Here is an 18,787-nt window from a genome sequence, read left to right as displayed (position 1 = left end):
ACCGGAGAGATGAGACGTCGATGACTCAGGCGCAGGACGACGCACAGCACGCCGGACCTGCCGTGCCGCAGACGCGGACCGCGCGGCACCGCCGGATCGTGGACATCCTCAACCGCCAACCGGTGCGGTCCCAGAGCCAGTTGGCGAAGCTGCTGGCCGACGACGGTCTGACGGTCACTCAGGCGACGCTGAGCCGCGACCTCGACGAGCTGAACGCGGTGAAGATCCGCAACACCGACGGTGACCTGATCTACGCGGTGCCGAGCGAGGGGGGTTTCCGGACCCCCCGCGCGCCGCTGGGGGAGTCGGCGAAGGAGGAGCGGATGCGGCGGCTCTCCCAGGAGCTGCTGATCTCCGCCGAGGCGTCCGCGAACCTCGTGGTGCTGCGGACACCTCCGGGGGCCGCGCAGTTCCTGGCGTCGGCCATCGACCAGGCCGAGTTGCACGACATCCTCGGCACGATCGCGGGTGACGACACACTGCTGTTGATCAGCCGCGACCCCACGGGAGGCCACGCGCTGGCCGACCATCTGCTGAGGCTGGCTCAGAACGGCCACTGAGCGGGCATCAGCCGAGCCGGGATGCCAGGCCCCCGGTGCAGCGCACCTCGTCGCCCGCCGTGATCAGCAGGGCCTCCACGTCGGGCAGCGACTCCAGCCAGCGCAGGCCCTCCCGGGAACCCATCGCGAAGGCGGCCGTCGCCCAGCAGTCCGCCCAGGTGAGCTGCGGGGCCACCACGGTCACCGCCACGAGGTCGGTGACCGCCGAGCGGCCGGTCCTCGGGTCGACGATATGGGCGCCGCGTTCCGCCGTGCCCGAGGTGGCCACCGCCAGCTCGTCCGCGCCGGCCGCCGAGACCACCGCGGCCAGACCGCCGGGGCGCAGCGGGTCCGAGACGCCCACGCGCCAGGGACGGTGGGCCTCCGGTGAGCCCAGGAGCTGGACGTCACCGCCCCCGTTGACGCTCACCCCGCTCGCGCCCGCAGCCCGGATCCGCCGTGCCGCGCGCTCCGCGGCCCAGCCCTTGACGATGCCCGTCGGGTCCAGCCGTCTCTCGTAGCGCATGCTGAACCAGCCGTCGCTCACCCGCTCGGCCTCGGCGCCCAGTTCGAGCACCTCGGCGACCTCGGGGTCGCACTCCTGGACCGTCAGCTCACCCCGCGCCAGCCGGGAGACCTGGCTGTCGTCGCGGTAGGTGCTGAACACCTCGTTCACCCGGTGCAGCTCGGCGATCGCTTCACCGAGCGCCGCCTGCACCGCACCGGGCTCCCCGCCGCGGACGTCGAAGGAGAAGACGGTCCCCATGACCTCCTCCGCGTGCCGACGCACCGCGACGGGAGTCTCCGCCGGCTCGGCCACCGCCTCAGCCACCGGCCTGGTCCAGCGCCGACTGCAACGACTGCTTGTAGCCGCCGCTGGTGTAGGTGGCGCCCGAGACCGAGTCGATCTGCGCGCTGCCCGCCGCCACCGCTTCCTGGTTGAGCTTGGGGATGGCCAGCGCCGTCTTCTGGTCGCTCAGACCGCCCTTGGGCGCCTGCACCGCCTCCGCCTTGGTGATCTTGCCGTTCGCGACCGTGATACGGACCTGGACCGGGCCGTACTCGGTCTGCGCCACGCTGCCGGTCACCGTCTTGGCCTGAGCGGCGCCGGAACCGGTCCCGGCGCCGGAGCCCGAGGAACCGGAGCCGGAGCCCTGGGAGGCTCCGGCGGAGGAACCCTGCGCCGGAGCACTGGCCTTCATCTTGTCCAGCGCCGACTGCAGCGACTGCTTGTAGCCGTTGCTCGTGTACGTCGCCCCGGACACCGAGTCGATCTGCGCGCTCTGCGCGGCGACCGTCTCCTGGGTGAGCTTCGGGATGGACAGGGCCGTCTTCTGGTCGCTGGTGCCGCCCTTGGGCGCCTGGATCGCCTCCGCCTTGGTGATCTTGCCGCCCGCGACGGTCAGCCGGACCTGCACATTGCCGTACTGCGTCTGGGCCACGGCACCGTCGATGGTGCCGTTCGCGGAACCGGTTCCCGAGGTGCCGCCCTGCGGCGACTCCTGGCCGGCGACCGTCTGCTGCGGTGCCGCGCCGGCCGCCTGGGCGTTCGGGTCGGACGCCGGCTTGAGCGACAGCATCAGGACGACACCCGAGACGGTGGCGGCGGTGGCCAGCACGACACGCCGGATGGGGTGACTCTTCTTCATTGCTACCCAAACTCCTGAAGTCCCGTCGCTCACATCTCGAACGACTCGTGATGGATGCGGCGGGCGGGCACTCCCGCGCCGCGCAGTGCTTCGTACACGGACTGCGCGAACCCGGCCGGGCCGCACATGAACACGTCGTGCTTGTCGATGTCCGGCAGCTTCTGCCGCAGCCGGTCCGCCGAGATGTCGGGGCGCTCCCCGTCCGGGCTGTTGACCGCGTACATCAGCCGGGCACCGCGGTCGTCGGCGATGGCGGCGAGCTCGTCCCACAGGGCCAGGTCCTGCGTGGTGTTGGCCCGGTAGAGGAGGGTGATGTCACCGGCCGCGCCGGGCAGCGTCTCGAACAGCGCCCGCATCGGCGTGATGCCGACACCGCCCGCCACCAGCAGCACCTTGCCGCGGCTGCGCCGCTGCGCGGTCATCGCGCCGTACGGCCCCTCGGCCCACACCCGGGTGCCCGGCGTGAGCTCCCGCAGCCGCTCGCTGTGGTCACCGATCGCCTTCACGGTGATCCGCAGCATGTCCGGACGGGGCGCCGCCGACAGCGAGTACGGGTGCGAGCTGAACCGCATGCCCGGCGCGAGGAACCGCCACCGGAAGAACTGTCCGGCCTGCGCGCCCATCCGGTGCAGCTTCCGCCCGCCGATGAGGACGGACACGATGCCCGGCGCCTCCTCGATGACCGCCTCGACGCGCATCCGGTGGCGCATGTTGAGCCGGATCGGGGTGAGGATGCGGTACCAGATCACCAGTGCGGTGACCGACCCGTACAGCGCGTACCAGAAGGTCTTCGCGGCGGGTTCGAGGGCGAAGTCGTTGCCGGTGGTGATCTGGTGCCAGAAGGTCAGGAACACGGCCCCGTACGTCAGCAGATGGACGTGGTACCAGGTGTCGTACGGCAGCCTGCGCCGCACCGGACCGATCGAGGTCAGGCCGATCAGCACGAACAGACCGGTGCCGATGGCCGCCTTGCCCATGTCGGGCAGCTGGTTGATGGAGTCGATGGTCTGCTGGACGATGTCGCCGAGCGACTTGCCGGCCTGCAGCGCGTAGCCCCACATGATGAGGAAGACGTGCGCGAAGACCAGACAGAGCGTGTAGCGGCCGCTCATCGCGTGCCAGCGGGCCACCCGGTCGGAGCCGACCCGGCGTTCGAGGGCGGGCACCCGGGCCATCTGCAGGACGACCAGTGCCATCAGGTAACCGGCCAGCAGACCGGTGATCCGGCCCGCGTTGAGGATCTTGCCGTTCTGGTCGGCGATGGACGGTGTGTTCATCCACCAGAGCCACAGCACGCCGACCGCGCCGGCGAAGACGGCGAGCAGCAGGACGGTCGCCGGGGAACGGCGCGGGCGGATGCGGCGCATCGTCTGGCGGCGGGCGGCGCGGCCGCCTGCGAGCGTGGTGGTCACTGTTCCTCCGGGGCGGGGGCAAGGGGGTTGGCGTGGTCCCTTGGCCCTGAGATACGTGCCGCGCCGCCCGTGTGTTCAGCTGCCCGCCGAGTCCAGCGCGGACTGGAGTGACTGGCGGTAACCGTCACTCGTGTAAGTCGCCCCGGAGACGGTGTCGATGCCGGCGCTCTGGGCCTGCAGGGCCTCGCTGCGCAACTGGGGAAGGGCGTAGCTGTTGATCTCCTGGTCGCGCGGGTTGTCCGTGGGGTACTGCACCGCCGTCACGTCGGTGAGCTTCCCGCTCTTGATGGTGATCTTCACCTGGACGGGACCCCACCGGGTCTGGATCGTGCTCCCGGTGACGGTCTTCGTGCCGGTGGTGGTCGACCCGCCAGAGCCACTTGAGCCACCTGTGCCACTTGAGCCACCTGTGCCGCCTGAGCCGCCGGACGCGCTCGAACTGCTGGAGGGCGCCGGCACCGCCAGGGCGGCCGTCGGCGTGGTGTGCGGCTTCAGGGACAGCAGCAGCACCATCCCGGAGACGGTGGCGGCGCTCGCCAGCACGATCCGGCGCAGGGGGCGGTTCTTCTTCAGCGCGTGCACTTCTACGGCCTCACAGGTCTCAGAATTCGAACGACTCGTGGTGGATGCGGCGGTCCGGGACCCCGGCGGCGCGCAGCTCCCCGTACAGATCCCGGGCGAACCCGTGCGGACCGCAGATGTAGACGTCGTGGCCGGCCAGGTCGGTGACGCTCGCCCGCAGGGACGCCGCGGTCAGGCTCGGGCGCCGGCCGTCCGGCCCGTTGAGGGCGTACAGGACCCTCGCGCCGCGCCACTGGGCGATGGCCTCCAGCTCCGCGCCCAGAGCCAGGTCCTCGGCCGTACGGGCCCGGTAGACGAGCGTGACCTCGCCGGGCAGGGTCTCGAACAGGGCCCGCATCGGCGTGATGCCGACACCGGCGGCGATCAGCAGGGACCTCGCCGAGGTCTGCAGGTCCTCGGTCATCGAGCCGTACGGCCCCTCCGCCCACACCCGGGTGCCGGGCCGCAGCAGGGAGATCGCCGCGCTGTGGTCGCCGAGCGCCTTGACCGTGATCCGCAGCAGGTCCGGGCGGGGCGGCGCCGACAGCGAGTACGGCGTCGACGTCCAGCCCATGCCCTCGCCCAGGAACCGCCAGCGGAAGAACTGCCCCGGCCGCGCCCCCATCTCGTCCAGCCGCCGTCCGTGGACGACGACCGAGAACACGCCCGGCGCCTCCCGGTGCACGGACCGCACCCGCATCCGGTGGCGCAGGTTCAGCCGCACCGGGGCGAGGATCCGGAACCACAGCACCAGCGCGGCCACGCCGAGATACAGCGCGTACCAGGCGGCCGTGGCGAGCCGGTGGCCGTTGAACTCGTTGCCCAGCACCAGCTGGTGGCTGAAGGCCAGGAACACGGCGCCGTAGGTGAGCAGGTGGACGTAGTACCAGAACTCGTAACTGGTCCGGCGGCGCACGGCGCGTGCCGAGGTGATGCCGACCGCGAAGAGGATCACCGTGCCGGCGGTGGTCCTGAGCATCTCCGGATAGTCCGTGACCACGGTGACGGCCTCGTGCCAGAACGTGGCGTGGTCCTGGGCCGCGTACCCGAGCAGGATCAGCACGACGTGCGCCACCAGCAGGCAGACCGTGTAGCGGCCGGCCATCGCGTGCCAGCGGGCCACCCGGTCCGAGCCGACCCGGCGCTCCAGCAGCGGCACCCGCGCCATCAGGCCGACCAGCACCGCGCAGGCGTACCCGCACAGCAGCCCGGCGATCCGCCCGGCCCCGGTCAGCCAGCCCGCGGCGCCGACCACCGAACCGGTGTCCGCCCACCACATCGCGACCACGGCGGCCGCACCGGCCCACAGCAGCGCGAGCACGGCGCCCGCGGGGGAGCGCCGCACGGGCGGCGCGACCTGCGGTGCCGCCCTCCGCTCGTACACGGTGGTCATATATGCGTCCTTTCACCTGTCCGGGACGCAACTGTGCCTCCACAACCTCTGAGCACCCTCTGAACGGGACCCTCACCGAGCCCACTCAGAGGAAACTCAGAGCCTCGCCCGGTGTGTGACGCGGGCGCGAGGGGCGATCCTGGGGAGGAGATGAACACCACCAGATCCGGCCGTCCCGCCCTCACCCGCCCCGACGGCACCCCCCTGCGCGTCCTCGTCGTCGACGACGACCCCGATCTCGCCGAGGTGCTCTCCGGCGCCCTGCGCTACGAGGGCTGGCAGGTCCGCGCGGCCGGCGACGGCGCCTCCGCCCTCACCGAGGCCCGCGAGCTGATGCCGGACGCGGTCGTCCTGGACGTGATGCTCCCGGACACCGACGGCTTCTCGGTGCTGCGCTCGCTGCATGCCGTGAAACCGGATGTCTGCGTCCTCTTCCTCACCGCCCGGGACGCGGTCGAGGACCGTATCGCCGGTATCACCGCGGGCGGCGACGACTACGTCACCAAGCCCTTCAGCCTGGAGGAGGTCGTCGCCCGGGTCCGCGGTCTGCTCCGGCGCGCGGGCATGGCCCGCCGGCTGGAGGAGGGCCCCCGCCTCACGGTGGGCGATCTGGTCATGGACGAGGACTCCCGTGAGGTCACCCGCGCGGGTGAGCTGATCGAGCTGTCGCCCACCGAGTTCGAACTCCTGCGCTTCCTGATGCGCAACCCCCGCCGCGTCCTCAGCAAGGCCCAGATCCTCGACCGTGTCTGGTCCTACGACTTCGGAGGCCGCGCCCATGTCGTCGAGCTGTACATCTCCTACCTCCGCAAGAAGGTGGACGCGGGCCGTGAGCCGATGATCCACACGGTGCGCGGCGCCGGGTACGTGCTCAAGCCGGGGGCGGCATGAGAGTGCCGTGGCGGCGCCTGCCCCGGCCGCGCACCCTGCGGGCCCGGCTCACCTTCGGCCTGGTCGTGCTGCTCGCGGTCAGCTGCGCCGCGGTCGGGGTGGCCGCGGTGCTCGAGCTCAACGGGTTCCTCCTCAGCCGGCTGGACCAGCAGCTGACCGAGGCCGGGAACCGGTTCGCCGTGAGTCTGGAGCACAAGGGTCTGCCCGACGACCACGACGGCGACGAAAACGGCGACACCCGGCGGCAGTCCACCGGCACCCTGGGCGCCCGGCTGGTCGACGGGACCGTCACCGACGCGGCGGTCGTCCGGTCCGACGGCATCCAGCACGTCCCCCTGAGCGCGGAGGACAAGGAGAAGCTCGCCGGGATCGCCCCCGACGGCAGGGGGCACACCGTCCGCCTCTCCGCCCTGCACGCCTACCGGGTCGTCTACTCCCGAGGCGCCGACGGAGACGTACTGCTCACCGGCCTGCCCCTGGAGCCGGTGGAGGCCGCGGTCCACCGGCTGGTACTGGTCGCGGCGATCGTCTTCGGCGCCGCCCTCACCGTCACCGGCGTGGCGGGCGCCCTCTGGGTCCGCTGGTCGCTGCGTCCGCTCAGCCGGGTGGCGGCCACCGCCACCCGGGTCAGCGAACTCCCGCTGGCCAGCGGCGAGGTGGCGCTGCCGCCCCGGGCCCCCCGGGCCGACCCGCGCAGCGAGGTGGGCCAGGTGGCGGGCGCCTTCAACCGGATGCTGGGCCATGTCGAGGACGCCCTCACCAAGCGGCACGCCAGTGAGGAACGCCTGCGCAGCTTCGCGGCCGACGCGAGTCACGAGCTGCGCACACCGGTGGCCTCGGTCCGGGGCCACGCGGAACTGGCCCTGCTCCACCCGGGCCCGGTTCCCCCGGAGATCACCAGAGCCCTCGAACGCATCGCCGCGGAGTCCTCGCGCATGGGCGAGATGGTCGACGAGATGCTGCTCCTCGCCCGCCTGGACGCGGGCCGTCCGCTGGAGCGTCACCCGGTCGACCTCACGATGCTGGTCCTGGACGCGGTGACGGACGCCCGCGCGGCGGGCCCCGAGCACCGCTGGACCCTGGAGCTGCCCGAGGAACCGGTCACCGTCCCCGGCGACGCCCACCGCCTCCACCAGCTGCTGGCCAACCTGCTGGCCAACGCCCGGCTGCACACACCCGTCGGCACGAAGGTCACGGTGACCCTGGAGCAGGCGGAGAGTTCGGCCGTGCTCAAGGTCCACGACGACGGCCCGGGCATCCCTCAGGCCCTTCAGCCGGGAGTCTTCGAACGCTTCACCCGCGCCGAACACCGCCGCCGCCCCGGCGCGGTGGGCGGCGGGGCGGGGCTGGGGCTGTCGATCGTGGCGGCGGTGGCGGAGGCCCACGGGGGAGAGGTGGTCCTGGACAGCCGCCCGGGGTCGACCACGTTCACCGTCCGGCTCAGTACCGGGTGATCGCGGTGCTGCCGCCGGTGGTGCCGATGGCGATGTGCGGCTTCTTCCCGGCGGACGCCCACTTGAGGATGGCCTGCATGGCGGAGCCGGGCACCGAGACACAACCGGCCGTCGCCCCGCGCCCGTTGACATGGAGGAAGATCCCGGCGCCGCGCTGCCGCACCGGCCTGTGGTAGTTGAACCCGATGACCATCGCGTGGGCGTACTGCGTCTCGTACGAGGCGAGGCGCTCCGACTCGGACGCCCGGCAGTCGGCCGGCCGCGGCTCGGTCCAGCGGTTGTAGGACTTCGAGGCGTTGTCCTCGCACCACCATGAACGCGCGTGCACGGGAAGGTACTTGTACGACGTCCCGGTCGGCGCTGCCTTGATGCCGAACGCGAAGGGCAGGTCGTACAGGCCCGTGGGGGTCGTCGAGGTGTTCTGCCTGCGTGCGGTTCCCTCGACGAGGCCCTTGGCCCCGAACCGCGCGCCGGCCGAACCGGCCTTCACCCACTGCCCGTCGCGCAGGCTCCACCAGGTGAGCGTCCCGGTCGTCGCGCTCGTCCCGGCGGCCACGGCGGTGATCAACTGGGTACCCCCGCCCGTGTCGGCCATCCGGGCGGGCAGCGGGGGGCTCGCGGCGGGCGCCGCGGAGGCGGCGCCCAGCACCAGCACGGAAGCACACACCGACGCACCGGCGCCCAGAAGCGATCGCATGGCTCAGACCGTAGACGGCGCGACCGGCGACGGCAGCCGGGTTGGCCCATCCGGGCCCGTCTCCTGCCGTGGCCGCCCCGGCCGGCGCTCCTTCGGGGCGGCCACAGCGCCTGTCACGTCACTTGGTGAGCGTGCAGGCGGCCAGGGAGTCGAGGCCGGTCGGCTTGGCCGCCGTACGGCCGATCGCGATGGCGATCCGGTCGACGGTCGACTTCCGCTTGTCCGCCAGCGGGCCGAGGATCGCGTTCTGCACGAAGTTCGGTCCGCCCTGGCCGACCGTGTCGACCAGGCGCTTGTTGGCCTCGTCGATCTGGGTCTGCAGCAGGGTCAGGTTGCGGGTGACCTCGGCCTGGGCGGAGGCCGGGATCGCCGGAAGCTTGGAGGCGACGTCCGGGCAGGAGATCGTCCCGACGGCGGCGGCACCGGTGCCGGACGCCCCGTTCGCCGCGGTGGAGGCGCTCGCGCCGGCCGTGGCGGCCGCACCGGAGTTGGCGTTGCCGGTGTTGGCGTTGCCCTTGCCCGTGTTGCCCTTGCCCGCGTTGCCCGCGGCCGCACCCGCCCCGTTCAGCGCGCAGGGCGCCAGGGAGTCGAGGCCGGTCGGCTTGGCCGCCGTGCGGCCGATGGCGGTGGCGATGCGGTTGATCGTGGCCACGCGCTTGTCCTTGAGGGGGCCCAGGATGGCGTTGTTCACGAAGTTCGGTCCGCCCTGGCCCACCGTGTCGACCAGGCGCTTGTTGGCCTCGTTGATCTGCGTCTGCAGCAGGGTCAGGTTGCGGGTGACCTCGGCCTGGGCGGAGGCCGGGATCGCCGGAAGCTTGGAGGCGACGTCCGGGCAGCTGATGGTGCCGGGGGACGCGGCCAGGGTCCGCGCGTTGTTCGTGCTGCCCTTGGACGGCGTACCGGCGAGGGCGGTACCGGCGATGATCGCCCCGGACAGGGCCACAGCGGCGGCGCCGCCGAGGATCACGACGCGACGCTTGTTGTACTTCGGAAGAGCCCTGGACATGCGGCTGCCTCACTCGGGTGTCGGGTGACAGGTGTGTCACTGCTGTGTGGCTGGGGTGTACAAACGCGGCGCCTGCGTTCGGCGAGAGGTACGGGAAAGCGGTTACGCATGTTCAAGCGCTCCTTAAATTGACGATTCATGCAACACTCTGCATACTCATGCATAGCTAGTCTGTCGTCGGAGATCCGAGCCACCCACCAACCCTCCCTAGGAGCGACGCAAGTGAGCAGCAACAGCGGTGACGTAAGGCTCTGGGGCGGCCGTTTCGCCGACGGTCCCGCCGAGGCCCTGGCGAAGCTGTCCGCGTCCGTCCACTTCGACTGGCGGCTGGCGCCCTACGACATCGCCGGTTCGCGCGCCCACGCCCGCGTGCTCAACAAGGCGGGTCTGCTCACGGACGACGAGCTGACCCGGATGATCGAGGGCCTGGACCAGCTGGAGGCGGCGGTCGCCGACGGCTCCTTCGTGGGCACGATCGCCGACGAGGACGTCCACACCGCGCTGGAGCGGGGTCTGCTGGAGCGCCTCGGCCCCGACCTCGGCGGCAAGCTGCGCGCCGGCCGCTCCCGCAACGACCAGGTCGCGACCCTGTTCCGGATGTACCTCCGCGACCACGCCCGCACGATCGGCGGTCTGATCGCCGACCTCCAGGACGCCCTGGTCGGACTGGCGGAGGCCCACCCGGACGTGGCGATGCCCGGCCGCACCCACCTCCAGCACGCCCAGCCGGTCCTCTTCGCCCACCATGTCCTGGCCCACGTCCAGTCCCTGTCCCGGGACGCGGAGCGGCTGCGGCAGTGGGACGAGCGCACGGCGGTCTCCCCGTACGGCTCGGGCGCCCTCGCGGGCTCCTCCCTCGGCCTCGACCCGGAGGCGGTGGCGAAGGACCTCGGCTTCGAGCACGGCAGCGTCGGCAACTCCATCGACGGCACGGCGTCCCGCGACTTCGTGGCGGAGTTCGCCTTCATCACCGCGATGATCGGCGTGAACCTCTCCCGGATCGCCGAGGAGGTCATCATCTGGAACACGAAGGAGTTCTCCTTCGTGACCCTGCACGACGCGTTCTCCACGGGTTCGTCGATCATGCCCCAGAAGAAGAACCCGGACATCGCCGAGCTGGCGCGCGGCAAGTCCGGCCGGCTGATCGGCAACCTGACGGGCCTGATGGCCACCCTCAAGGCCCTGCCCCTCGCCTACAACCGCGACCTCCAGGAGGACAAGGAGCCGGTCTTCGACTCCATCGACCAGCTGGAGGTCCTCCTCCCGGCCTTCACGGGCATGATGGCCACCCTCACCGTCCACCGAGACCGTATGGAGGAACTGGCCCCGGCCGGCTTCTCCCTCGCCACCGACATCGCCGAGTGGCTGGTCAAGCAGGGCGTCCCGTTCCGTGTCGCCCACGAGGTCGCCGGAGAGTGCGTCAAGGCGGCCGAGGCCGAGGGCAAGGAACTGGACGAGCTGACGGACGACCAGTTCGCCAAGATCTCCGCCCATCTGACCCCGGAGGTCCGGTCGGTCCTCAACGTCCCGGGCGCGCTGGCTTCCCGCGACGGCAGGGGCGGCACGGCCCCGAGCGCGGTCGCCGTCCAGCTGGCGGAAGTGAAGGAGAACCTGGCGGCTCAGCACCGGTGGGCGGAACGCCCCTAGGAGCGCGGGGCTGTAGTGAATTCGCGGCTACCGCCGCGTGGGCGCGACAAGCCACCACGCACCCGCACTCGCCGGAAACACCTTGTCCCGCACCCGCCAGAAACACCTTGCCCCCACCCCCTGAGGCGAAAGGGCATCCCGAGTTACGTTGTCGGTATGCCCTTCGCCCGCCTCGCCACCGCCACCACCCCCACCTGCCACATCGGCCTGGGCCTCGCCGCGGTCGGCCGCCCCGGCTACATCAACCTCAACCGGGACCACGACCTCGGACTCGCGGAGAACCGCAGCGTCGAGACGCTCCGCGCCCGCACCCACGAACTCCTCGACGCCGCCTACGCCCAGGGCGTCCGCTACTTCGACGCGGCCCGCTCCTACGGCCGCTCCGAGGAGTTCCTCGCCGACTGGCTGAACGCCCGCCCCGACACCACCGACATCGTCATCGGCAGCAAGTGGGGCTACACGTACACCGCCGGCTGGGCCACCGACGCCGAGAAGCACGAGGTCAAGGACCACAGCCTCGCGACCTACGAGCGCCAGCGCGGCGAGACCGCGGACCTCCTCGGCGACCATCTGGACCTCTACCAGATCCACTCGGTGACCCCGGACAGCCCGGCCCTGACCGACAAGGACCTCCACGCGAGGCTCGCGGAGACCGCCGCCGAGGGCGTCACCATCGGCTTCTCCACCAGCGGCCCGGCCCAGGCGGACGCGATCCGCGCCGCCCTCGCCGTGACGGTCGACGGCGAGCCCCTCTTCCGTGCCGTCCAGTCGACGTACAACGCCCTGGAGACCTCGGCCGCCCCCGCCCTCGCCGAGGCGCACGACGCCGGCCTCACGGTGATCGTCAAGGAGGGCATGGCCAACGGCCGCCTCGCCGGCCCGAACGCCCCGCAGGCCCTGAAGGCGGTGGCCGAGGAGACATCGCTGGGCTGTGACGCGGTCGCCCTCGCCCTGGTCCTCCGTCAGCCCTGGGCGGGCGTGGTCCTCTCCGGCGCCGCGACCCTCGGACATCTCTCGTCCAATCTGCACGCGGCGGTCGTGGACCTCGACGAGGACCAGCTGAGCCGCCTCGCGGCGCTGGTGGAGGAACCGCAGGTGTACTGGCGGACGCGAGCCGGCCTGCCCTGGCACTGACGATCAGCTGCTCGTGCCCACGTCCATGAGTCAGGCATGCCCAGAGTGAGACATGAATGTCTCACATGGGTTACTGTTGTCTCATGGCTGTCGATCGCGACCACGTACTGCGCACCGCCGCCGCCCTGCTGACCCGCAAGTCCACCGCCACGATGGACGAGGTCGCCAAGGCGGCCGGCATCAGCCGTGCCACGCTGCACCGCCACTTCGCGGGCCGTGACGCGCTCGTACGGGCGCTGGAGTCGCTCGGCATCGCCGAGTGCGAGGCGGCGCTGGACGCGGCCCGCCTGGACGAGGGCCCCGCACCCGAAGCGGTACGGCGGCTCGTCAAGGCCCTGGAACCGGCCGCCGCCCTGCTCGCGTTCCTCTACACCGAGAACCAGCTGTTCGAGGGCGAGGGGCAGCACGAGGGCTGGACCAGGATCGACGACCGTATCGCCGCCCTCTTCCGCCGCGGCCAGGCGGCGGCCGAGTTCCGTATCGACCTCACCCCCGCCTGGCTCACCGAGGCGCTCTACGGCCTGCTCGCCTCCGGTGCCTGGGCGGTGATGGAGGGCCGGGTGGCCCCCAAGGACTTCACCCACATGATCACCGAGCTGCTGCTCGGCGGCGCACTGCGACAGCACACCCCCCAGAACCCTTCCCGAAGAGAGGAATCATGACCAGCACCCTGCAGCCGGCGTCCACGACCGAGGCGGTGAAGCGCCCGGGCCGCTGGCTCGCGCTCTCCGTCCTCGTGCTCGCCGTGCTGCTGGTGGCCGTCGACGCGACCGTCCTCGGCCTGGCGACCCCCTACATCAGCGAGGACCTGAAGCCCTCCGGCACCCAGCTCCTGTGGATCGGGGACGTCTACTCCTTCGTCATCGCCGGTCTGCTCGTCTCGATGGGCAGCCTCGGCGACCGCGTGGGACGCAAGAGGATCCTCCTCGTCGGCGCCACCGCGTTCGGCGCGATATCGGTCCTCAACGCCTACGCGACGACACCGGAGCTGATGATCCTGGCCCGCGCCCTGCTCGGCGTCGCGGGCGCCACCCTCATGCCGGCGACCCTCGCCCTGATCCGCAACCTCTTCCCCGACCCGCGCGAGCGCAGCCTCGCGGTGGGCATCTGGGGCGCGACCGCCTCCGCGGGCACGGCCATAGGCCCGATCGCGGGCGGCTTCCTGCTCGAACACTTCTGGTGGGGCTCGGTCTTCCTGATCAACCTGCCCGTGATGGCGGTCCTGGTCCTGGTGGGCGTCCGCACCCTCCCGGAGTCCCGCAACCCGGACCCCGGCCCCTGGGACCTGATCAGCGTCACGCTCTCCCTGGTCGGTGTCATCGGCGTCGTCTACGCCGTCAAGGAAGCGGCGAGCCACGGGTTCACGTGGCCCACACTCGCCGCGGGCGCCGTGGGCGCGGCCGCCCTGATCCGGTTCGTCCGCCGCCAACTCACGCTCCCCACCCCGCTGCTGGACATGCGCCTGTTCCGCCACCGGGGCTTCAGCGCCGCGGTCCTGGCCGACCTGCTGACCATCCTCGGCCTGTCCGGACTGGTCTTCTTCCTCTCCCAGTACCTGCAACTGGTCCAGGGCAGGCGGCCGTTCGAGGCCGGTCTCGCCGAACTCCCCGCCGCCGTGGGCGCGGTGGCGGCGGGTCTGATCGCGGGCCGGGCGGCCCGGCGCCTCTCGGTCCGCGCGGTGGTCGCGGGCGGGCTGGCCGCGGTGGGCGCCGCCCTGGCGACCCTGACCCTGATCGACGAGTCGACCGGCTACCCGCTCCTGGGCGCCGCGCTCCTGGTCGTCGGGGTCGGCGCCGGCTTCTCCTTGACGGTGACCTCGGACGTCATCCTGTCCTCGGTCCCGAAGGAACAGGCGGGCGCGGCGGGCGCCGTCTCGGAAACGGCGTACGAACTGGGCGCGGCCCTCGGCATCGCCGTACTGGGCTCGATCGTGACGGGTGTCTACCGCGGCTTCGCCGCTCCGGCGGGCACGCCGGCGGGCGCACACGAGTCACTCGGGGGAGCGGTGGAAGCTGCGTCGGGCATGCCGACGGCCGCGGCGCGGGACCTGCTGGCCGCAGCCCGAGAGGCCTTCGTCGACGGCCTGTCGATCGCGACGGGCGTCGGAGCGATCGTCCTGCTGGTGACGGCGGTCGCCGCATGGTTCATGCTGCGAGGTCAACGGCTGGGCGACGCCGCTTCCTGAGGGGCGCGGGGCTGTGCCGATGTGTCGCTGCGCCGGGTGGGCGCGACCAGCCACGACGGACCCGCACCCGGCATACGGCCGAACCGCGTTGAGGTGCTACGCCGCCTTGGCCTTCGTCGCATACATGTCGACGTACTCCTGCCCGGACAGCCGCATGACCTCGGCCATCACGGAGTCCGTCACGGCCCGCAGTACATACCGGTCCCGGTCCATCCCGTCATAACGGGAGAACTCCATCGCCTCGCCGAACCGGACGGTGACACGCCCCGGACGCGGCATCCCCGCACCCCCCGGCTGCAGCTTGTCCGTGCCGATCATCGCGAACGGGACGACGGGCGCCCCGGTCATCATCGTCAGCCGGGCGATCCCGGTGCGACCCCGGTACAGCCGTCCGTCGGGCGACCGCGTGCCCTCGGGGTAGATCCCGAAGACCTTCCCCTCCTCCAGCACGCGGCGCCCGGTCATCAGGGCCGCCACCCCGCCGTTCGCACCGTCCCGGTCCACGGGGATCATGCCGACGCCGGTGAAGAACCAGGCCATGAGCCGGCCCTTGAACCCCTTGCCGGTGACGTACTCGTCCTTGCCGATGAAGAACACCTGCCGGTCGCACACGAGCGGAAGGATCATCGAGTCGATGAAGGTGAGGTGGTTGCCGGCGAGGATCACGGGGCCGTCCCCCGGGATGTGCTCCACACCCTCCACCCGTGGGCGGAACATCAGGCGCATGATCGGTCCGAGCACTGCCTTGATGAGCGCGAAGCGGGACAACGGGCCCTCCGGTGTCAAGGGTTTCGATTGAGTCTGTGCAGGTGAGGACGATACTCCCGGTCCCCGGGGTCTCGCACATCGGGTTCACCCAGGTCTTACGCACTGTTGACGTACGTTTACCTGCGGTGACGTGCCGTTGCCCGCCGGTAACCGGGCCGGAACGATGTGACGGACGTCGCGTCCACCGAAACGGACGTCGCGTCCACCGAAAGGGTGAGCCGACCACACGTCAAAACCTGCCTCCTCATACGACATCACGCGTCACCCGCGTGTTCCGGCCAAGGCCTCCCTCGCGTCATGTCCACCCACCTACGATCGGCCCGCATCCAGAAGCCGACGTCAGGGGAGGCGCTCATGGCAACGCAGGAGAACGAGCAGACAGGCGGCACCGGGCGACGCGCGCTCCTCGGCGCGGCGGTGCTGGGCGCGGGCGGAGCCGTACTCGGCCTGTCCGGCACGGCGAGAGCCGCGGGCACCGGGCACGGGGGCCAGGGCGGGCTGAAGAGCCTGCCCAGGCCGACGATCATCGGTCACCGCGGCGCCAGCGGCTACCGGCCCGAGCACACCTTCGGCTCGTACGAACTGGCCCTGGACCTCGGCGCGGACGTCGTCGAGGCCGGCGACCTGGTGCCCACCAAGGACGGCCATCTGGTCTGCCGCCACGAGCCGGAGATCGGCGGCACCACGAACGTCGCCGACCACCCCGAGTTCGCCGGGCGCAGGACCACCAAGCTCCTGGACGGCGTCTCCACCACCGGCTGGTTCACCGAGGACTTCACGCTCGCCGAGCTCAAGACCCTGCGCGCGATCGAGCGCATTCCGGCCAATCGCCCGCACAACACGCTCTACAACGGCCGCTGGGAGATCCCCTCCTTCGAGGAAGTCCTCAAGTGGCAGGACGAGCAGACCCGCAAGCGCGGCAAGCAGGTCTGGATCTACCCCGAGACCAAGCACCCCACCTACTTCCGCAAGCTGGGCCTGGGCCTCGAGGAGCGGGTCGCCAAGCTGCTGCACAAGCACGGCAAGGACAAGCGGAACTCGCCGGTCATCCTGCAGTCCTTCGAACCGAGCAGCATCCAGCGCCTCAACACCCTCGTCGACAACCCGCTCGTCGTGCTGCTCTCGGCGGCCAACACCCGCCCCTGGGACTTCGTGGAGGCGGGCGACCCGCGCACCGTCGCCGACCTGATCACCCCGAAGGGCCTCAGGGAGATCGCCGGTTACGCGCAGGGCCTCGGCCCCACCCTCGACCTGATCATCACGAAGAAGGCGGACGGCAGCCTCGACCAGGAGACCACCCTCGTCTCCGACGCGCACAAGGTCGGCCTGATCCTGCATCCGTACACCATGCGCAACGAGAACCCCTTCCTGCCGGCGGAGTTCCGCAAGGGCACCGACGCGGACGGCTACGGCGACCCCTTCGGCGCCTTCAGGAGGTACTTCGCCACCGGCATCGACGGCGTCTTCACCGACAACGCCGACACCGGCGTCCTCGCCCGCGCGGACTTCGTCAACGGCTGAGCGGCCGACGCCGGTTGGGGTGATCATCGGCCGCCCGGGCAACCCACGGCCCGGGCGGCCGCGTCGTGCCGCGTATGACACACGAGCTAGTCGCCACCCTGCGCCCCCTGCTCACCGCCGAGGCCTCCGCGGAGGCACATGCCTCCGGAACCGAGTCCGCCGACCTGGAACAGGCGGTCTGGCTACGGCTCCTGGAGCGCCTGGACGCGGACGGCCCGCCCGTCGACCCGCCCGGCTGGCTGCGCCGCGCCGTCCGCTCCGAAGCCCGCCGCAGCCGCCGTTCCGCCCGTCATGAACGGCCCTACGCCACCGAGCCCGCCGCCGACACCGACGGTGACCCGGCCCATCTGGCCCTGGCCGCCGCCCGTCGCCGCGCGCTGCGGGACGCGGTCCGCCGGCTGCCCGGCCGCTGCCCCGGTCTGATGGAGGCCCTGCTCTCCCCGAAAGACCTGACATACCGGGAAATCGCGGGGGAGTTGGGTATGTCACAGGGAAGTCTGGGTCCGGAACGTTCCAGATGCCTGGGATGTCTCCGTCGTTTGCTCACACCGGAGGTTGCGGCGCGCGAAGGGCGGGGATAGGAGTGAGGGACAACGTGGCGATCAGGTGAGCGGGAGGCGTGCGCACATGGGCATGAGCGTGACCATCTCGGTGGCGACCGAGCAGGATGCAGAGCAGATCTTCAGGCTCCAGTACCTGTGCTTCCAGAGCGAGGCGGCGCTGTACGGCAACTACCGCATCGACCCGCTCGTCCAGACCCTGGACTCGGTCCGCCAGGAGGTGGCCGCCGACTGCGTCTTCGTGGCGCGGCTCGGCGAGGAAGTGGTCGGCTCGGTGCGCGGCCGGGTCACCGAGGACGGCTCCGCCGCCATCGGCAAGCTCTGCGTCCACCCGCGACTGCAGGGCCACGGCATCGGCGCGCGACTGCTGCGCGCGGCCGAGACGGCGCTCGTGGAGGAGCGCGGCGCCACCAGCTTCCGGCTGCACACCGGCCACCGCAGCGAGGGCAACCTCCGGCTGTACCGCCGGGTCGGCTACCAGACGGTGGGCACGTCCCAGGGCGCGGACGGCGTACCGATGATCGTCCTGGAGAAGCCGGCCGGGGCGTACGTCACTACGGCGTGACGGTGCGGTTTCTGCGCAGCCAGTACAGCGCGGAGACCGGCAGCAGCACCGGGATGAAGACGTACCCCATGCCGTAGTCGGACCACACCGTCGCGTCCGGGAAGGCCGACGTGTCGACCAGCGTCCAGGTGCCGACGATCAGCACACCCGCGAGTTCGGCGGCGCAGCAGATCTGCGCCGCCCTGCGGGCCGTCTCCCCGCCCCGCACCAGCGTGTACGTGATGAACCCGTAGACGACACCGGCGACCGCGGACAGCGAGTAGGCGAGCGGGGCCCGGTCGAACTCGGTGGCGATCTGGTAGACGGAGCGCGAGAGCGCGCCGACGACCATCACGCCGTAGAACCAGAGCAGCAGCATGCCCGGCCCGCTGATCAGCCGTGTCCTGGTCGGCTTCTCCTCCGTCACGGCCACCTCAGCCTCCCCAGATGTCATAGAGCCGCACCTCCAGCACGGCCAGCACCACACCGCCGGCGGCCACCGTCACCGAACCCCAGCGGGTGCGCTCCGCGAGCGACATGAAGCCCGCCGCCGGCACGCACGCGAACGCGCCCAGCAGATACGCCACGAAGATCGTCGTCCCCTGCTCCGGCTTCTCGCCCCGCGCCAGCAGCACGATCCCGACCACCAGCTGCACCACGGCCAGCAGCGACACCACGGCCATGCCGATGAAGTGCCAGTCCTTGGTCGGCTGGTCCCGATAGGCGGCCCAGCCGCACCAGGCGGCGAGCAGCAGCGCGGCGACCCCGGTCACCAGGGTCAGGACGGTGAGCATGTCGTGACCTTATTACGGCGGAAATGGTCCAC

General features: G+C 71.4%; 20 protein-coding genes. 10 read left to right on the top strand and 10 right to left on the bottom strand.

The genetic code is table 11. From position 1 onward, the window contains the following. Positions 1–20: 20 nt before the first annotated feature. Complete coding sequence (locus ABZT17_RS05880) at positions 21–560, top strand: arginine repressor (RefSeq protein WP_356344187.1); 540 nt, start codon at positions 21–23, stop codon at positions 558–560. Positions 561–567: 7 nt separating this feature from the next. Here ABZT17_RS05880 and ABZT17_RS05875 read toward each other — a convergent pair whose 3' ends face one another. From ABZT17_RS05875 to ABZT17_RS05855, 5 genes are all read right to left on the bottom strand, one after another. Further along, on the bottom strand, positions 568–1,305 hold the full coding sequence (locus tag ABZT17_RS05875; RefSeq protein WP_356344456.1) for an FAD:protein FMN transferase: 738 nt from the start codon (positions 1,303–1,305) through the stop codon (positions 568–570). Positions 1,306–1,363: 58 nt separating this feature from the next. Beyond that, positions 1,364–2,188, bottom strand: a complete 825-nt coding sequence (locus ABZT17_RS05870) for an FMN-binding protein (RefSeq protein ID WP_356344185.1) — start codon at positions 2,186–2,188, stop codon at positions 1,364–1,366. Positions 2,189–2,217: 29 nt separating this feature from the next. After that, a complete protein-coding gene (locus ABZT17_RS05865) occupies positions 2,218–3,600 on the bottom strand; it encodes a ferredoxin reductase family protein (protein ID WP_356344182.1) in 1,383 nt (460 codons plus the stop codon). Positions 3,601–3,675: 75 nt separating this feature from the next. Continuing rightward, positions 3,676–4,182, bottom strand: coding sequence for an FMN-binding protein (locus tag ABZT17_RS05860; protein WP_356344180.1), 507 nt, complete (start codon positions 4,180–4,182; stop codon positions 3,676–3,678). A 19-nt stretch (positions 4,183–4,201) separates the two neighbouring features. After that, positions 4,202–5,554, bottom strand: a complete 1,353-nt coding sequence (locus tag ABZT17_RS05855; RefSeq protein ID WP_356344178.1) for a ferredoxin reductase family protein — start codon at positions 5,552–5,554, stop codon at positions 4,202–4,204. Between the two features lie 150 nt (positions 5,555–5,704). On the opposite strand from ABZT17_RS05855, the gene ABZT17_RS05850 reads away from it, so the two are divergent. Together ABZT17_RS05850 and ABZT17_RS05845 are read left to right on the top strand one after the other, a co-directional pair. Then, positions 5,705–6,445 (top strand): response regulator transcription factor, encoded by a 741-nt coding sequence (locus ABZT17_RS05850; protein ID WP_356344176.1) that lies wholly within the window; start codon positions 5,705–5,707, stop codon positions 6,443–6,445. Then, positions 6,442–7,899 (top strand): HAMP domain-containing sensor histidine kinase, encoded by a 1,458-nt coding sequence (locus tag ABZT17_RS05845; RefSeq protein ID WP_356344174.1) that lies wholly within the window; start codon positions 6,442–6,444, stop codon positions 7,897–7,899. The genes ABZT17_RS05850 and ABZT17_RS05845 overlap by 4 nt, the downstream gene beginning before the upstream one ends. On the opposite strand, the gene ABZT17_RS05840 is transcribed toward ABZT17_RS05845, so the two are convergent. Together ABZT17_RS05840 and ABZT17_RS05835 are read right to left on the bottom strand one after the other, a co-directional pair. Beyond that, positions 7,886–8,596: a L,D-transpeptidase family protein gene (locus tag ABZT17_RS05840; RefSeq protein ID WP_356344172.1), complete on the bottom strand. Its 711-nt coding sequence runs from the start codon at positions 8,594–8,596 to the stop codon at positions 7,886–7,888. The genes ABZT17_RS05845 and ABZT17_RS05840 overlap by 14 nt on opposite strands. A 118-nt stretch (positions 8,597–8,714) precedes the next feature. Further along, a complete protein-coding gene (locus tag ABZT17_RS05835; protein ID WP_356344170.1) occupies positions 8,715–9,602 on the bottom strand; it encodes a hypothetical protein in 888 nt (295 codons plus the stop codon). A gap of 222 nt (positions 9,603–9,824) precedes the next feature. Here ABZT17_RS05835 and argH point away from each other — a divergent pair, with 222 nt between their 5' ends. The 4 genes from argH to ABZT17_RS05815 all read left to right on the top strand — a co-directional run bounded on the left by argH (position 9,825) and on the right by ABZT17_RS05815 (position 14,568). Beyond that, positions 9,825–11,249 (top strand): argininosuccinate lyase, encoded by a 1,425-nt coding sequence (gene argH, locus ABZT17_RS05830; RefSeq protein ID WP_356344168.1) that lies wholly within the window; start codon positions 9,825–9,827, stop codon positions 11,247–11,249. Positions 11,250–11,405: 156 nt separating this feature from the next. Beyond that, positions 11,406–12,383: an aldo/keto reductase gene (locus ABZT17_RS05825; RefSeq protein WP_356344166.1), complete on the top strand. Its 978-nt coding sequence runs from the start codon at positions 11,406–11,408 to the stop codon at positions 12,381–12,383. A gap of 83 nt (positions 12,384–12,466) precedes the next feature. Beyond that, on the top strand, positions 12,467–13,045 hold the full coding sequence (locus tag ABZT17_RS05820; RefSeq protein WP_356344164.1) for a helix-turn-helix domain-containing protein: 579 nt from the start codon (positions 12,467–12,469) through the stop codon (positions 13,043–13,045). Beyond that, the gene (locus ABZT17_RS05815; RefSeq protein WP_356344162.1) at positions 13,042–14,568 is read left to right on the top strand and encodes an MFS transporter; all 1,527 of its coding nucleotides are present in this window, start codon (positions 13,042–13,044) and stop codon (positions 14,566–14,568) included. Before ABZT17_RS05820 ends, ABZT17_RS05815 begins: the two co-directional genes overlap by 4 nt. A gap of 96 nt (positions 14,569–14,664) precedes the next feature. Here ABZT17_RS05815 and ABZT17_RS05810 read toward each other — a convergent pair whose 3' ends face one another. Further along, on the bottom strand, positions 14,665–15,336 hold the full coding sequence (locus ABZT17_RS05810) for a lysophospholipid acyltransferase family protein (protein ID WP_356344160.1): 672 nt from the start codon (positions 15,334–15,336) through the stop codon (positions 14,665–14,667). A gap of 354 nt (positions 15,337–15,690) precedes the next feature. Here ABZT17_RS05810 and ABZT17_RS05805 point away from each other — a divergent pair, with 354 nt between their 5' ends. The 3 genes from ABZT17_RS05805 (at position 15,691) to ABZT17_RS05795 (ending at position 17,982) form a co-directional block, all read left to right on the top strand. Then, positions 15,691–16,857, top strand: a complete 1,167-nt coding sequence (locus tag ABZT17_RS05805; RefSeq protein WP_356344158.1) for a glycerophosphodiester phosphodiesterase — start codon at positions 15,691–15,693, stop codon at positions 16,855–16,857. A 74-nt stretch (positions 16,858–16,931) separates the two neighbouring features. Continuing rightward, positions 16,932–17,438: a sigma-70 family RNA polymerase sigma factor gene (locus ABZT17_RS05800; RefSeq protein ID WP_356344156.1), complete on the top strand. Its 507-nt coding sequence runs from the start codon at positions 16,932–16,934 to the stop codon at positions 17,436–17,438. Between the two features lie 46 nt (positions 17,439–17,484). After that, positions 17,485–17,982 carry a GNAT family N-acetyltransferase gene (locus ABZT17_RS05795; RefSeq protein ID WP_356344154.1) on the top strand — a complete coding sequence of 166 codons (498 nt, stop codon included), beginning with the start codon at positions 17,485–17,487 and terminating at the stop codon, positions 17,980–17,982. Here the strand turns inward: ABZT17_RS05795 and ABZT17_RS05790 are convergent. Together ABZT17_RS05790 and ABZT17_RS05785 are read right to left on the bottom strand one after the other, a co-directional pair. After that, positions 17,972–18,394: a hypothetical protein gene (locus tag ABZT17_RS05790; protein WP_356344152.1), complete on the bottom strand. Its 423-nt coding sequence runs from the start codon at positions 18,392–18,394 to the stop codon at positions 17,972–17,974. The genes ABZT17_RS05795 and ABZT17_RS05790 overlap by 11 nt on opposite strands. Before the next feature lies 1 nt (position 18,395). Then, the gene (locus tag ABZT17_RS05785; protein ID WP_133044934.1) at positions 18,396–18,755 is read right to left on the bottom strand and encodes a hypothetical protein; all 360 of its coding nucleotides are present in this window, start codon (positions 18,753–18,755) and stop codon (positions 18,396–18,398) included. Positions 18,756–18,787: the final 32 nt, after the last annotated feature.

The organism is Streptomyces sp. NPDC005648 (assembly GCF_040605395.1).
Classification (GTDB): domain Bacteria; phylum Actinomycetota; class Actinomycetes; order Streptomycetales; family Streptomycetaceae; genus Streptomyces.
This window is presented reverse-complemented; position numbering and strand designations above follow the sequence as displayed.